This is a genomic window from Flavobacterium sp. SH_e (genome assembly GCF_025717045.1).
In the GTDB taxonomy this organism is placed as follows: domain Bacteria; phylum Bacteroidota; class Bacteroidia; order Flavobacteriales; family Flavobacteriaceae; genus Flavobacterium.
On record NZ_JAOVZN010000002.1, the window covers coordinates 377,134 to 391,542 of the forward strand.

A 14,409-nucleotide genomic window follows, 5' to 3' on the forward strand; every position below is an offset into this window, starting at 1 on the left:
ATGAAAGAAGTAAAAATTCCCCAAACTCTGATTACGCTGGCAGTTTTAATTGCCATTTGGTTTATTCCAGCTCCAGAAGGTGTTGTGATAGAAGCGTGGCATTTATTTGCCATTTTCGTGGCTACTATTTTAGGAATCATCTTAAAAGCGGCTCCGATGGGAACGATGTGCATGATTGCGATTGCCTTAACTGCAATGTCTCAGGTTTTGGCTCCTGGAGATCCAGGAAAATCAATAACATTGGCATTAAAGGGATTTGGAGATAAAGTAATTTGGCTTATCGGAATTTCATTTTTCATTGCGAGAGGATTTATAAAAACAGGTCTCGGAAACAGAATTGCTTTTTTATTCATAAAAATATTCGGAAAAAGTTCTTTAGGATTGGCTTATGGTTTAGGATTGGCAGATTTGGTTTTAGCGCCAGCTGTTCCAAGTAATACGGCTAGAGGAGGAGGAATTGTTTATCCAATTATGAAATCAATGTCGATGAGTTTTGGTTCGATGCCAGATCAGCCTGAAACGCATAGAAAATTAGGAGCATATTTAACGTTGAATAGTTATAATATGAACTTGATCGCTTCTTCTATGTTTTTAACAGGAACAGCAAGTAACCCGATGTGCCAAAAGTTTGCGCTTAATCTCGGAATAAAAATAAGTTGGATGTCATGGGCAGCCGCAGCGATTGTTCCAGGTTTATGTGCTTTTTTTGTCATTCCGTTTGTGCTGTACAAAATTTATCCGCCAGAATTAAAAAAAACAGGTGATGCGCCACAGCTTGCCATGCAAAAATTAAAAGAAATGGGAGCAATAACAAGAAACGAATGGATGATGCTGTTGACGTTTTTTATTCTTCTTTTTCTTTGGATGACAGGAGATTTGCTTTCTATAGATGCTACTTCGACAGCTTTTATTGGGTTGGTAATTCTGCTTTTAACTTCAGTTTTAACTTGGGAAGATGTTAAAGCTGAAAAAGGAGCTTGGGATACAATTGTTTGGTTTTCTGTTTTAGTAATGATGGCCAGTTCGCTTAACGAATTAGGTTTTATAGCGTGGTTTAGCGATTTGGTAAAAGCACAAATTGGCGGATTAAGCTGGCAAATGGCTTTCCCGATTATTATTTTAGTTTATTTCTTTAGCCATTATCTTTTCGCAAGTGCAACTGCACACGTTGCGGCAATGTATGCGGCGCTACTTGGTGTTGGTATTTCGCTTGGAATTCCGGGATTGTTATTAGCGTTTATGCTAGGATTTATAGGTTCGCTTTACGGAACATTAACGCATTATGGTCACGGACCGGCACCCGTATTTTTCGGGAGCGGCTACGTTGACCTAAAGAGCTGGTGGGTCAAAGGGCTTATAACGGGATTGATTATGCTCTTTATTTATATGGTAATTGGAGGATTATGGCTCCGAATTATTGGATATTTTTAAATTCTAATTCCTGGAGGAAGTAATTCTTTATATTTTGGGTTTTTTTTGAAAAACGAAACAATTTTTGGATGAATTGGAACTACTCGATAATTTTTTTCAGAACTTAAATCTAAAATATTTTTGAGTAAAGTGTTGATGATATCTTCGTTCTCGTATGAATCAGGCTTGTTGATTTTGGTTAAGAAGATTTTTTTCTCTTGAAATTGATATTCAACTGCTAACATTCCTTCAGGGATAACAGTTTCAAATTGGCGAGCAAAAGTGTTGTCTTTAATTTCCATAGTTACAGAAGTTTCCATCGTAATTCTTGTTAGGTTATTGGTAAATAGTGAATTTGGAGCCGGAAATAGTATTGAAAGAAAATTCTTTATAAGGTTTTAAATCAAGAAATATTTCGAAATGCAAAGGTAATCATTTGATTTTCAATATTAAATTATTTTTTGCAGCTATAAACTTTAAGCTATTGTTTCTGAGTTTATATTTTTTCGATTGGAAGCAATAATTAGGTCTGAAATTTGATTGCCATGACAGTAAATAAAGTAACTTTATTTTTTTTAAAATAAATGTCGTAATGGTAATTTCATTTTAATGTTATGAGTAAAATTCCAGTTTATTTTATGCCGGGTCTGGCAGCAAGTTCGTCTATTTTTGAAAGAATAAAATTGGATGAAAATATTTTTGAAATGCATCTTTTGGAATGGGAAATCCCGAAGCCAAAAGAATCTTTATCTGATTATGCACTTCGAATTAGTAAAAACATAAAAGACGAAAATCCTGTTTTAGTTGGGGTTTCTTTTGGTGGAATTCTAGTTCAGGAAATTTCGAAACATATAAAAGCACGTAAAGTCATTATTATATCGAGTGTAAAAAGCAATTTGGAATTTCCGAGAAGAATGAAAATAGGGAAGAAGACAAAAGCTTATAAACTTATTCCAATGCAGTTGATTCTTAATATTGAGAAACTAGCTAAATTTTCATTTGGCGAAAAAGTCAATAAACGAATCAAATTATATGAGAAATTTTTATCTGTTCGTGATTTAGGTTATCTGCAATGGGCTGTAGAAAGTGTAATTCTGTGGGAGCGAGATAAAATTGACGAAAATGTAGTGCATATTCACGGAGATAAAGATGATGTTTTTCCAATAAAATACATTGATAAATGCATTTTAGTTAAAGGAGGGACGCATATTATGATTCTGAATAAATACAAATGGCTGAATGAGAATTTGCCTTCGATTATTTTGGAAGATTAAAATTTCAATTTTTTACGCATATAGTTTTGTCATCCTGAAGCACGAAGGATCACACTTGTAACTTGACAAAGATTAGTGATTCTCTGTGTGGAATTTCTAGTGTGATCCTTCGTTCCTCAGGATGACAGACTAAAAGAAAGTTTAGAGTTAAAATCTAAACTCAACAATCTAAAATAAAAAATCCCAAGCTCTTTTTTAGAATTTGGGATTTTCAATATTATAATTTAAGAAAATTAGATTTTCTTCATTTGTTCTTTCATCATAGAGATTTGCTCTTTCAGCATGCCTTGTTTGTCTAATTTTTTAGCTTCGTTTAATAAATTAGTGGCTTCAAGTTTTCTTCTGCGTGACATAGCTACTCCTGCAAGGTTTAATTTAGCTACAGCTAAATCCATATCCATTGATAGTCCAAGTTCGATTGCTTTTTTGAAATGTTTCTCAGCTTGGTTGATATTCGTTTGAGATAACATGATACCTTGTAAGTAATTTAAGTATCCTTGTTGTTTTCTTACTAATGCACCTTCTGGATTTTTGATATATGATAACCATTTATTAGCCCCTTCGAAGTCTTGTTTTCTTAATTTAAGGAAGGCTAAAAGGATAAATTCGTTTTTGAAATAAAGAAAAATTGGAATTGCAGTCAATAATATAAGAAAGATTCCATTTCCGATATTACTTTCTGTAAATTGCCAAATGCCCGCCACTACAAGAAGTCCGGCTAAAATAAGTTTAATATTTTTGTGAAACATAATTAATGTAAATTTGTGATTGCAAAGATAGTAAAAGGAATTAAAAATATTTTTATAAAAGTACTTGCCAGAAAAAAAAGTCTTTGTATATTTGCACTCGGTTTTTGAATAACGATATCCAAAACCAATAAAGAGTTAATTAGATACCATTTTTAAAGATACAAAGCAATGAGCAAAAGAACATTTCAACCATCGAAAAGAAAAAGAAGAAATAAGCACGGATTTATGGACAGAATGGCTTCTGCGAATGGAAGAAAAGTTCTAGCGCGTAGAAGAGCAAAAGGAAGACATAAATTAACTGTTTCTAGCGAGCCTAGACACAAAAAATAATGTTTGTATAAACATACATAAGGCGATTACTTTTTTAGTATCGCCTTTTTTTATACCTTGTCGGTAAAAATTTTCTCAACTTTCTAGTTTTTAGCATACTAGAAATGTTTTTTAAAATCGTAAATAACTACACAATACATACAAAATGCCTAAAGACACATCAATTAAATCCGTTTTAATAATAGGTTCAGGACCTATTGTTATTGGTCAAGCTTGCGAATTCGACTATGCAGGTTCTCAATCTGCTCGTTCTATTCGTGAAGAAGGAATTGAAGTTATCTTGATTAACTCAAATCCAGCGACGATTATGACCGACCCATCTATGGCCGATCATATTTATTTGAAACCTTTAACGACAAAATCGATTATTGAAATTCTTAAGGAACATCCACAAATTGATGCTGTTTTGCCAACAATGGGAGGGCAAACTGCTTTGAACTTGTGTTTGGAAGCTGAAGAAAAAGGAATCTGGCAAGATTTCGGAGTAAGATTGATCGGTGTTGATGTTAACGCAATTAATATTACGGAAGACAGAGAGCAATTTAAACAGCTTTTAGAAAAAATTAATGTACCAACTGCACCAGCAAAAACGGCTACTTCTTACTTAGAAGGAAAAGAAATTGCTCAGGAGTTTGGTTTTCCGCTTGTAATTCGTCCTTCTTTTACACTTGGAGGAACTGGAGCAGCTGTGGTTTACAAAAAAGAAGACTTTGATGAGCTTTTAACTCGCGGACTTGAAGCTTCTCCAATTCACGAAGTTTTGATCGACAAAGCTTTGATGGGATGGAAAGAATACGAATTAGAGCTTTTAAGAGATAAAAATGACAACGTTGTAATTATCTGTTCTATTGAAAACATGGACCCAATGGGAATCCACACTGGAGATTCGATTACAGTTGCGCCAGCGATGACTTTATCTGATACAACTTTCCAAAAATTACGTGACTACGCGATCTTAATGATGAGAAGTATCGGAAACTTTGCTGGAGGATGTAACGTACAATTCGCAGTTTCGCCTGACGAAAAAGAAGATATCGTAGCAATCGAGATCAACCCTCGTGTATCTCGTTCTTCTGCTTTAGCATCAAAAGCAACTGGATATCCAATTGCAAAAATTGCTTCTAAGTTAGCTTTAGGATACAATTTAGATGAATTGCAAAATCAAATTACAAAATCTACTTCGGCTCTTTTCGAACCGACTTTAGATTATGTAATCGTAAAAATACCACGTTGGAACTTTGATAAATTTGAAGGTTCAGATAGAACTTTAGGTCTTCAGATGAAATCTGTAGGTGAGGTTATGGGAATCGGACGTTCTTTCCAGGAAGCACTTCACAAAGCAACTCAATCTTTAGAAATTAAAAGAAATGGTTTAGGTGCTGACGGAAAAGGGTATAAAGATTACGAATTAATCATCGATAAATTGACTCACGCAAGCTGGGATCGTGTTTTTGTAATTTATGATGCAATTGCAATGGGAATTCCGTTGAGCACAATTCATGAAATTACAAGAATCGATATGTGGTTCTTAAAACAATACGAAGAGCTTTATACTTTAGAAAAAGAAATCTCAAACTACAAAGTTACAGATCTTCCTAAAGAATTATTGCTTGAGGCGAAACAGAAAGGTTTTGCTGACAGACAATTAGCACACATGATGAATTGTTTGGAAAGTGAAGTTCACACTTTACGTACAGACATGAATATCAACCGTGTTTTCAAACTAGTTGATACTTGTGCAGCTGAGTTTAAAGCGCTGACTCCATATTACTACTCAACTTTTGAGGCTGATATTGAAAAAGCAAACGGAGAACGTTTCGTTGACAATGAAAGTATTGTAACAGATAAAAAGAAAGTAATCGTTTTAGGTTCTGGGCCAAACAGAATTGGTCAAGGAATCGAGTTTGATTACTCTTGTGTACACGGAGTTTTAGCGGCGAAAGAATGTGGTTACGAAACGATCATGATTAACTGTAATCCTGAAACGGTTTCTACAGATTTTGATACAGCTGATAAATTATATTTCGAGCCAGTTTTCTGGGAGCATATTTATGATATTATACAACACGAAAAACCAGAAGGTGTAATCGTTCAGTTAGGAGGACAAACAGCTCTTAAATTAGCTGATAAACTTTCTAAATACGGAGTGAAAATCATCGGAACTAGTTTTGACGCACTTGATTTGGCAGAAGACAGAGGACGTTTCTCAGACTTATTAACTGAATTAAACATTCCTTTCCCAAGATTCGGAATCGCTGAAACGGCAGATGAGGCTTCAAAATTAGCAGATACTTTAGATTTTCCACTTTTAATTCGTCCTTCTTACGTATTAGGAGGTCAGGGAATGAAAATTGTAATCAACAAAAAAGAATTGGAAGAGCACGTTATCGATTTGTTGAAAGCAATTCCAGGAAACAAATTGTTACTAGATCACTACTTAGCTGGAGCAATCGAAGCTGAAGCTGATGCAATCTGTGATGCTGATGGAAATGTTTACATCATCGGAATTATGGAGCACATCGAGCCTTGTGGAGTTCACTCTGGAGATAGTAATGCAACATTGCCTCCTTTCAACTTAGGAGAATTTGTAATGCAGCAAATTAAAGATCATACGCATAAAATTGCTAGAGCTTTAAAAACGGTAGGTTTAATCAACATCCAGTTTGCGATTAAAGATGATACGGTTTACATCATCGAGGCAAACCCAAGAGCTTCTAGAACGGTTCCGTTCATTGCAAAAGCTTACGGAGAGCCTTACGTAAACTACGCTACAAAAGTAATGTTGGGTCATAATAAAGTAACAGATTTTGATTTCAACCCACAATTAAACGGTTTTGCAATCAAACAGCCAGTTTTCTCTTTCAGTAAATTCCCGAATGTAAACAAAGCATTAGGACCAGAAATGAAATCGACAGGAGAAAGCATCTTGTTTATTGATGACTTAAAAGACGATCAATTCTACGAATTGTACTCTAGAAGAAAAATGTATTTGAGTAAATAATCTCAGATTTATTATAAAAGAAAAGCTCCAATGTAAATTGGAGCTTTTTTATTTAAGGTGTAAGTTTTTTAGTTTGAAACATCATATCTATAACTAAAAGTACCATCCGTTACTTTTGTTGTAATAGGATTAGATGTGCTGATAGGTTCTGAAGAATCTTCTACACAATTAAATGAAAATGTTCCTTTTACGGTTTTTGCATTTGTATCAACTGCAGTTACCACAACACTTCCTTCAACTGGATATTGAATGTTGGTTCCTTTGCTGTTATATGACATTTCTACTTGAGTTTTAGAAGCGTCATAAGTGGCTGCTGTAATAGGATATGTACCAACTTTAAGGTCGCTTCTTTTAATGTAAATTCTAATTTCGTCAATCAAATTTTTTCTTCCTTGTAACTGAATGTATTCACTTTCAGGATAGTAAGTGAATAATGGTTTTGTAGCGTAATCTGAACCAAATGGGTTTTGCATTTCCCACAATGTTCCATCTATTTTTGCAGTCATTGCGAATTTTGATGTTGGATTGTTGTCAGGAGTTTCGCTGCTGTCATCGCTTGAACAACTGCCCAAAATAAGGACAAAAAGAAGTAGTAAGGTTTTTGTTGTTTTCATTTTAATTAAATTTGTTAAGCCGTAAATGTAGAAAAATATGGGTTAATATTTACTTAAAAAAGTAGTAAAAATTTGAATTTTTTTGCAATAAAAAAAGCTCCAATTTTCATTGAAGCTTTCTAAATTATAAAAGTAAGATGTATTATTTTTTAAGTAATTGTTCTAAAGGCTTTAACTGTTCCATGTCGATTTTGGATTTCTGCAATACCGACATTAAAGTCATAATATTATTTGGATTCATATCTTCTCCTAAAACGCGAACTACTGCAAATCCTGTTTCTTTTCTGTTTGCAAAAATGACAAACTCTTTGATATTGTCGTCACTTCCAACATAACTTACTGAAGCACCGTCTCTACCAGAGCCAAACTTCATCAATTCCTGATATTTTGGATCTTTTAATATGGCTTTAACTTTTGTTCTTTCTGTTTCAAACTCTACTTGATTACTTTGATCAGCTTTAAAAGCTAGAATATTCATTTTGTCAAACGAGTTTAAAGCTTCGTTTTGTTCTGCAGATAATCTTGCTTTGTCTACATTCAAAATGTTTGGCGAAACATCTAAAGCGATAAAATCTTTTTTCTCCGAATTCTCAACAAAATATTTTTGAAGTGTTGGTTCAGAATTACAGCTTACCAAAGTTAGTAAAGCTATAAGTGCTAAGGTGAAGATACTTGTTCTCATTTTACTTTTTGCCTTTAGAAGCTTTTTTTAAGTCTGAACCTCCAGGAAGCTGCATTTTATCTGTTAATACTGAAATTTCGTTTATGTCAAAATTACCAGTTAAAGATAATAAAACAGTTTCATCGTTTTTTGCGCCGTCAACATACATTAATAATTCTTTTATTTGTGTGTCTGTAGCACCAGATTTTACCATGATTCTAACATTCTTTCCACCGTCATTTACACGCATTAATTCTTCTAGGCCAGCATTTTTTACATATTTATCAGCTGTAGCTTTCATGTCGGCTTCGATTTTTGGATTTTTGGTTGTAAACACTTTTAAGTAATCTAATTTTTTGATTAGAGCAATATATTGCTGCGTTTCTTTATCAGAAGCATCAACTTTTACTTTACTCATTAAATCAAACATTTTTTTGTTTACAATTACAGATGTTACATCGTCTTGACCATCAAATTTGTCAAAAGCACTTTGTGCATAAAAAGTTGTGGTAACAAATGCGAATACTAATGTTATAATGAAATTTTTCATGACTATTTTGTTGTTTAATTACTGTTTAAAAATTTTGTTTTTTGATTGTTCATATTCGTTAATGTATTGTACACTTTCAATACCTACATTAACATTGCTTGAAAGTAAGGCCAAAGCTTTTTGAGTGGCTTTTAACGCTTCTTCGGGATTGTCATAAGTTCCTAATTCTGTTTGAGAAGCCACTGCAGTTGTGTCTTTTTGCTCACTCATAAAAAAGTAGGTTCCTATTCCCAGCAAAACAACAGCCGATGCCGCAATCGATAACCACGCTACGTTACGTTTCTTAGATTGTAGTGGAATTTCATACGTCGATTTCTGTTCTTTTGCTTGAGAGAAATAGCCAAACATAGGCTTGTATTGCTCCAAATGCTGCGCAACATTTGATGAAGAAAAATATTCTTTTAATTGACTTTCCTCAGCAATAGAAGTTTCTCCCTGAAAGTATTTTTCTAATATATCTTCTATTTTATTTAGTTCCATAAAGGTGTGTATTTGTCATTGATTCTCTAATTTTTTTTCTCGCTCTCGAAAGTGCCACTCGTATCGCGGTTTCGTTCATATTAACGATTTTTGCTATTTCTTCAAATTCATATTGTTCAATATCCCGAAGCTGAATTAATAATTGCAATTGCTCTGGCATTTCATTTATAATTTTTTCGACCCATTCTAAAGTGTCTTCATCTTCAATTTTTTTATCTAATCGAGGTTCTCGATCTGTAAAATTATTGTGAACAATTTGTAGATTACTGGCTCTTTTAGATTTTAGCTGATCGAGACAATAATTTTTGGTCATTGTCATGGCCAATGCTTCGACGCTATTGTAATCTTCCAGGTTTTCTTTTTTGTTCCATAATTTCACCATTACTTCCTGAGTAGCATCTTCGGCTTCTTCAGTACTTGTAAGCAATCTTTTTGCCAGACGAAAAACTTTGTCTTTAAAAGGATTTATTAATTCTATAAATACAACTTGGTTCATTAATCTGATGGTTAATCGTTAGCTTATATAGTCAAGACGAGACACAATTATATTTGTTACATAAAAAAATAAATATTTTTTTATGTAAAAAAAAACTGATTTTATGATGAAGGTAAAACTAAAGATATTACTTTTACACTTATACCACTAAGATATTAAATGATTATGAAAACAACTTTAAAGAGCTTTCTCTTTCTTTTTTTATTCGCTTTTTCTTTACAGTCTTGTGAAGATAATGATGATGTTGCTCAACCTGCAGATGTGCAAGTTAATAGTTTTATCTGGAAAGGATTAAATGCAGTTTATTTATGGCAGGCCGATGTTCCTAATCTGGCCGATAATCGTTTTGCTACAGAGGAAGACTTAAATCAGTTTTTAAGAGGGTATTCTAAGCCAGAAGATTTATTTGAAGACTTGCTTTACAAGCCAGTAAGTAAATATCCAAACGGAGATGCGGTTGATCGTTTCAGCTGGATTGTGGATGACTATACTGTTTTAGAGCAAGAATTAAATGGAATTTCAAAAAATAATGGTGTCGATTTTAGATTAAGCCGTATAGCATCTGGATCAGACGATGTTATTGGATATGTTCGATACATTATTCCAAACTCAGATGCTTCTACAAAAGCAATTAAACGTGGAGATTTATTTACTAGTGTAAATGGCACCAAACTTACTGTTTCTAATTATGAGCAATTATTGCTAAATCAAGACAGTTATACTTTAAATCTTGCTGATTACAATGGAAGCGGATTTGTTTTAAACGGAAAATCGGTTTCTTTGACAAAAACAGTTTTAGAAGAAAACCCAATTTTAATCAATAAAGTAATTACTTCAGGAAGTCATAAAATAGGTTATTTAATGTATAATGGTTTTTATGCAGAATATGATGCCAAATTAAATCAGGCTTTTGGTGAATTAAAAGCACAAGGAGCAACAGATTTAGTTTTAGATCTTCGTTACAATGGAGGAGGATCAATTACATCTTCAACTAGACTTGCTAGTATGATTACGGGACAATTTGATGGTCAGATTTTTTCTAAAATGACATTTAATGCTAAACAAATGGAAGGTCTTACAACTGAAGACTTGGAAGATTTAAATGAAAGATTCGTTAATAATATCGACGGAACTGCATTAAACAGCTTAAATTTAAACACAGTTTATGTTATTACAACTGCGAGCACAGCTTCTGCCAGCGAATTAGTTATTAATGGTTTAAAACCTTATGTAAATGTAATTCAAATTGGAGAAACAACTACGGGTAAAAATGTTGGATCGTTTACGGTTTATGATTCTGAAACTTTGGTAACTAAAAAAGGAATCAATCCAAATCATAAATATGCAATGCAACCGTTGGTTTTAAAGATTACAAACTCAGTAAATTTTGGAGATTATACTCAAGGTTTACAGCCAACTTTTCAACAGTATGAGCAAGTAAGCACTTATGGTGTTTTAGGAGATACATCTGAGCCATTATTGAATATTGCCATTTCGCAAATTACAGGAACAACTGCTAAAAGAATATTCAATGATTCGGAACCATACAGACCTTATCTAACTGATTCTAAAATCATAAACGGATTAAGACACGGAATGTATCTTAAAACCGGACCAAAATTATTCTAAAAAATAGATTCTAATAAAAAAGGCTTTCAGAAATGAAAGCCTTTTTCGTAAAAAAAAACAAAAACTAATTCTAAATAGTTTATTAATTGTTGAAGTAAAAACCGTTTGATCCTGCGCCAGTTACTAATTCTTTTTGTAAAGCTCCAGACAAGCTATATATAAATGCTTTACTATCTCCATCGAACTTTGCATCTGCAACATAAATACGGTTGCCTTCTACAGAAAAGCCGTAGATGTAACTAGCAGCAGTTGCAACAAGTGCTGTTGTAGAAGGAGTCGTTGCATTGATTCCCATAGCATAAACTGAAGTTCCTGCTGTGTAATAAATTTTATTGTCTTCAATATCCATAAAACCAGTTCCAGCTAAACTTTCTGGGAATGCAATTTTAGAAACTGATTTATCTGATATTTTTACCTTTACAAGTTCACCAGCGCCTGTGTATGGAGCTCTTAATATGTATAAAGTACCATTTTCTTCTTCAATACAATCTGCACTATATCCAATTTCTACAGTCTCTACTGTTTTTGTCGCAATATTTACAATTAACAATTTGCTACTGCTGTTAGGCTCAGTGATGTATAATTTACCGTCTTCTAAAACTAATCTGTTTGCAGTTGCATTAAGCTCAATTTTTGATTCAACTTTATTTGTTGCTAAATCGATAACCGCAATAAAATCATCAGTATCTCCAGTTGCAGGATTAATGTAAGAATACGTATTAGCATTAGTTACATAAGCTTTTCCATCTTTTACAACACCATATCTTGGAGTTGCAAGTCCAGAGTCAATTTTTGCGATTAATTTGAAAGTATATCTGTTTACAACATTAATTACGTTAGATCCACCAGCAATGATATATGCTTTGTCTCCATCGAAAAAGATGTTTTGTAAATATCCGCCAATTAAATCACTTCCATTTTCTGCTTTATAAGCATCTTTTGTAAATAAACTAAAATCATTACTTGAGAATGATACACTTCCTACGCTTGAACTTCCTTCATTTAAAATGAAAAAACCATTGTCATAAGCTCCCTTTGGAGCGTCGTCGTCATCGCTCGAACAAGAAGCGAATAATGAAATGCTTAAAGCTATTAAAAGTAATTTACTGAATTTCATATATTAAAATTTTAAGGTTATATACATGTTAAAATTGCGACCTGGCATTGGTCTATTTTCTAAGCTTTCATAATTTTTATTTAGAAGATTTAAGACTTGAAAACCTAGTTTGAAAGACTCTAAAAATTTAAAATCATAATCGATTCCAATGTTTGAAACGGTATAATCATTTATAATATCATCAGGATTATTATCTTCGGTTGTGTAGACAAAACCATTGTAGAGAACTTGATAATAAGCACTTAATTTATTTCGAGAGTAAGAAATTGCCCCTGTAGCTTTATGAAATGGTACAAAGAAAATTTGTTTTTTAGTTTGATCGTCCTCTGATATGGTATATGTATAAGTAGCATTTACGGCGAAAATATTTTTGCCGTAGCTTTTTTTCCAGCTTAATAAAGTTTCGGTTCCGTAACTATCGACTTTGTCTTGGTTTTGCGAACTCCAGATGCCGCCAGGACCAGGAACCCATTGCAGCATGTCTTTGATTTTTATATAATAAAGATTCTGCGTCCAAGTAATGTTTTTGAAAGTAAAGACATTTCCAATTTCGCCCTGATAGGAACTTTCGGGTTTCAAGTTTGGATTTCCGCCAGTTTCCCAATACAAATCGTTATAGGTTGGAATCCTGAAATTTCTGGAAACATTTAGTTTTAAATTGTACCAATTGTTGAATTTATATGAAGAACCAAAATTGAATAAAAGCGGTGATTTATAATTATCTGTAACTTCTTTTCTAATACCAAGTTCATTTTTCCAATCAGTTCCAATATCTTGCCTTACTAATAAAGATGCAGAGCTTATTTCACGAACATGGCTTCCGAAACTGCTTCCGTAACCATTTGTTCTGCTGTAATCTACAATTGCATTAATTTGAGTAGATTTAAATAAATTATAATCTAAATCTAGTTTAGTGATCAGATTTTCGGTTTTTCCGTAAGTGAAATTATTCGTGCTGTTATCGGCAAAATATTGATAGTTTTCAAAAATATAAGCTGTTTTAAAATTGGTTTTCAGTTTTCCGAAATTTCCATCGTACTCTAATAAATTTCGATTAAAACCATTTACGTATTTGCTTTTTGTGTCTGTTTCTGTAATCAGAGAAGTATTTCTATCTGTATTTGAAGTCTGACTATAAAGTTTTAAAATGTTGTTGTCGTTTATTTTATAACCAACATTAGCATTTAAAGTAATAATATCATACTGTCCATTTTGATTCCGGCGCTGTTCGCCACGCCAAGTGTATCGATCTAAGTATTTATAATCGTTTGTCGAGCTGTTTTTTGAAAAACCAATTTGTGTACTCCATTTTTTATTGGAAATAGAAGTTTTATAATTAATCCCAATAGTATTAAAACTGCCGTAATCTAGTTTTAAATTATTCTCAAATCGATTAAAAAATAACAAATCATTATTTAAGTGAACTGTTCCACCAATAGCGCCACTTCCATAAATCACACTTCCGCCTCCAGCTTTTACACTCACAGAATTATAATCAGAACCTGATATTGTATTGAAATCGGTGCTTCCGTTCATTTGAGAATTGATATTGATTCCGTTCCAAATCACTGCAGTCTGTGATGAGGTCGTTCCTCTAAACGACACCGTAGAAAGCATTCCGCGGCCGTATTCTTTGAAATATAAAGTAGAATTGAAGTTTAATAAGTCGGTTAGTAAAGCTTCATTTTTATTGATAACAGAATCAGTAAGTTTTAAAACAGATTGCGAAGCAGCATATTTTTTCAGGTTTTTGTCTGAAACATAGACTTCTTTCAAACTCGTAATAGAATCTTTCTGCGCCAAAGAAATCTGGCACAATAGCAGTAAACAAAAAACAAACCTTAGTTTTACAGTCATAATTTCTACACTCTTTTTCCCGAGAGCTCGATAATGGTTACAAAAGGCAGGTCTCCTGGCTCGCGTCTTGCTGTTTACCTTCCCACCACGCGGGGCGTGACAGTGGCTTGTAGTTACAGCAAGCATTCGTTTGAACTAAGCTTACAGTTGCGGGTACAGCTCAAGAATTTACTTGATTCCCTTTTAATGCATTTTTAAAATCAAAAATGCAACCTTTAATTTGCTGCAAAGATAAAGTTAA

The 14,409-nt window shown here is 33.2% G+C and carries 14 protein-coding genes and 1 riboswitch; of the genes, 5 read left to right on the forward strand and 9 right to left on the reverse strand.

Going from position 1 to position 14,409, the window contains the following annotated elements; all coding sequences use genetic code 11:
* Nucleotides 1–1,431 carry an anion permease gene (locus tag OD917_RS04705; protein WP_263522390.1) on the forward strand — a complete coding sequence of 477 codons (1,431 nt, stop codon included), beginning with the start codon at nt 1–3 and terminating at the stop codon, nt 1,429–1,431.
* Here OD917_RS04705 and OD917_RS04710 read toward each other — a convergent pair.
* On the reverse strand, nt 1,428–1,730 hold the full coding sequence (locus tag OD917_RS04710; protein WP_263522391.1) for a GNAT family N-acetyltransferase: 303 nt from the start codon (nt 1,728–1,730) through the stop codon (nt 1,428–1,430). The genes OD917_RS04705 and OD917_RS04710 overlap by 4 nt on opposite strands.
* Nucleotides 1,731–2,024: 294 nt before the next feature.
* Between OD917_RS04710 and OD917_RS04715 the strand changes: the two genes are divergently transcribed.
* On the forward strand, nt 2,025–2,684 hold the full coding sequence (locus tag OD917_RS04715) for an alpha/beta hydrolase (protein ID WP_263522392.1): 660 nt from the start codon (nt 2,025–2,027) through the stop codon (nt 2,682–2,684).
* Nucleotides 2,685–2,917: 233 nt separating this feature from the next.
* Here OD917_RS04715 and OD917_RS04720 read toward each other — a convergent pair whose 3' ends face one another.
* Nucleotides 2,918–3,433, reverse strand: a complete 516-nt coding sequence (locus OD917_RS04720) for a hypothetical protein (protein ID WP_011921618.1) — start codon at nt 3,431–3,433, stop codon at nt 2,918–2,920.
* Between the two features lie 168 nt (nt 3,434–3,601).
* Here OD917_RS04720 and rpmH point away from each other — a divergent pair, with 168 nt between their 5' ends.
* On the forward strand, nt 3,602–3,763 hold the full coding sequence (gene rpmH / locus OD917_RS04725) for a 50S ribosomal protein L34 (protein WP_008464848.1): 162 nt from the start codon (nt 3,602–3,604) through the stop codon (nt 3,761–3,763).
* A 145-nt stretch (nt 3,764–3,908) separates the two neighbouring features.
* On the forward strand, nt 3,909–6,764 hold the full coding sequence (carB, locus tag OD917_RS04730) for a carbamoyl-phosphate synthase large subunit (RefSeq protein WP_263522397.1): 2,856 nt from the start codon (nt 3,909–3,911) through the stop codon (nt 6,762–6,764).
* 68 nt (nt 6,765–6,832) lie between these two features.
* Here the strand turns inward: carB and OD917_RS04735 are convergent, their stop codons facing one another.
* The 5 genes from OD917_RS04735 to OD917_RS04755 form a co-directional block, all read right to left on the reverse strand.
* Nucleotides 6,833–7,378, reverse strand: a complete 546-nt coding sequence (locus tag OD917_RS04735; protein WP_263522398.1) for a DUF6252 family protein — start codon at nt 7,376–7,378, stop codon at nt 6,833–6,835.
* 142 nt (nt 7,379–7,520) lie between these two features.
* The gene (locus tag OD917_RS04740; RefSeq protein WP_263522399.1) at nt 7,521–8,060 is read right to left on the reverse strand and encodes a DUF4252 domain-containing protein; all 540 of its coding nucleotides are present in this window, start codon (nt 8,058–8,060) and stop codon (nt 7,521–7,523) included.
* 1 nt (nt 8,061) lies between these two features.
* Nucleotides 8,062–8,589: a DUF4252 domain-containing protein gene (locus OD917_RS04745; RefSeq protein WP_263522400.1), complete on the reverse strand. Its 528-nt coding sequence runs from the start codon at nt 8,587–8,589 to the stop codon at nt 8,062–8,064.
* 18 nt (nt 8,590–8,607) lie between these two features.
* Nucleotides 8,608–9,069 (reverse strand): hypothetical protein, encoded by a 462-nt coding sequence (locus tag OD917_RS04750; protein WP_263522401.1) that lies wholly within the window; start codon nt 9,067–9,069, stop codon nt 8,608–8,610.
* Nucleotides 9,056–9,565 carry an RNA polymerase sigma factor gene (locus tag OD917_RS04755; RefSeq protein WP_263522402.1) on the reverse strand — a complete coding sequence of 170 codons (510 nt, stop codon included), beginning with the start codon at nt 9,563–9,565 and terminating at the stop codon, nt 9,056–9,058. The genes OD917_RS04750 and OD917_RS04755 overlap by 14 nt, the downstream gene beginning before the upstream one ends.
* Nucleotides 9,566–9,730: 165 nt before the next feature.
* Here OD917_RS04755 and OD917_RS04760 point away from each other — a divergent pair, with 165 nt between their 5' ends.
* Nucleotides 9,731–11,194, forward strand: a complete 1,464-nt coding sequence (locus OD917_RS04760; RefSeq protein ID WP_263522404.1) for a S41 family peptidase — start codon at nt 9,731–9,733, stop codon at nt 11,192–11,194.
* 82 nt (nt 11,195–11,276) lie between these two features.
* Here OD917_RS04760 and OD917_RS04765 read toward each other — a convergent pair whose 3' ends face one another.
* A complete protein-coding gene (locus tag OD917_RS04765) occupies nt 11,277–12,311 on the reverse strand; it encodes a YncE family protein (protein ID WP_263522405.1) in 1,035 nt (344 codons plus the stop codon).
* Between the two features lie 3 nt (nt 12,312–12,314).
* On the reverse strand, nt 12,315–14,168 hold the full coding sequence (locus tag OD917_RS04770; protein ID WP_263522406.1) for a TonB-dependent receptor plug domain-containing protein: 1,854 nt from the start codon (nt 14,166–14,168) through the stop codon (nt 12,315–12,317).
* A 27-nt stretch (nt 14,169–14,195) separates the two neighbouring features.
* Nucleotides 14,196–14,400, reverse strand: a riboswitch (cobalamin riboswitch).
* Nucleotides 14,401–14,409: the final 9 nt, after the last annotated feature.

What these genes read in the sequence shown, in the direction of transcription:
- OD917_RS04705 (WP_263522390.1), top strand. Translation starts at nt 1, where the DNA reads ATGAAAGAAGTAAAAATTCCCCAAACTCTGATTACGCTGGCAGTTTTA.
- OD917_RS04710 (WP_263522391.1), bottom strand. Translation starts at nt 1,730, where the DNA reads ATGGAAACTTCTGTAACTATGGAAATTAAAGACAACACTTTTGCTCGC.
- OD917_RS04715 (WP_263522392.1), top strand. Translation starts at nt 2,025, where the DNA reads ATGAGTAAAATTCCAGTTTATTTTATGCCGGGTCTGGCAGCAAGTTCG.
- OD917_RS04720 (WP_011921618.1), bottom strand. Translation starts at nt 3,433, where the DNA reads ATGTTTCACAAAAATATTAAACTTATTTTAGCCGGACTTCTTGTAGTG.
- rpmH (WP_008464848.1), top strand. Translation starts at nt 3,602, where the DNA reads ATGAGCAAAAGAACATTTCAACCATCGAAAAGAAAAAGAAGAAATAAG.
- carB (WP_263522397.1), top strand. Translation starts at nt 3,909, where the DNA reads ATGCCTAAAGACACATCAATTAAATCCGTTTTAATAATAGGTTCAGGA.
- OD917_RS04735 (WP_263522398.1), bottom strand. Translation starts at nt 7,378, where the DNA reads ATGAAAACAACAAAAACCTTACTACTTCTTTTTGTCCTTATTTTGGGC.
- OD917_RS04740 (WP_263522399.1), bottom strand. Translation starts at nt 8,060, where the DNA reads ATGAGAACAAGTATCTTCACCTTAGCACTTATAGCTTTACTAACTTTG.
- OD917_RS04745 (WP_263522400.1), bottom strand. Translation starts at nt 8,589, where the DNA reads ATGAAAAATTTCATTATAACATTAGTATTCGCATTTGTTACCACAACT.
- OD917_RS04750 (WP_263522401.1), bottom strand. Translation starts at nt 9,069, where the DNA reads ATGGAACTAAATAAAATAGAAGATATATTAGAAAAATACTTTCAGGGA.
- OD917_RS04755 (WP_263522402.1), bottom strand. Translation starts at nt 9,565, where the DNA reads ATGAACCAAGTTGTATTTATAGAATTAATAAATCCTTTTAAAGACAAA.
- OD917_RS04760 (WP_263522404.1), top strand. Translation starts at nt 9,731, where the DNA reads ATGAAAACAACTTTAAAGAGCTTTCTCTTTCTTTTTTTATTCGCTTTT.
- OD917_RS04765 (WP_263522405.1), bottom strand. Translation starts at nt 12,311, where the DNA reads ATGAAATTCAGTAAATTACTTTTAATAGCTTTAAGCATTTCATTATTC.
- OD917_RS04770 (WP_263522406.1), bottom strand. Translation starts at nt 14,168, where the DNA reads ATGACTGTAAAACTAAGGTTTGTTTTTTGTTTACTGCTATTGTGCCAG.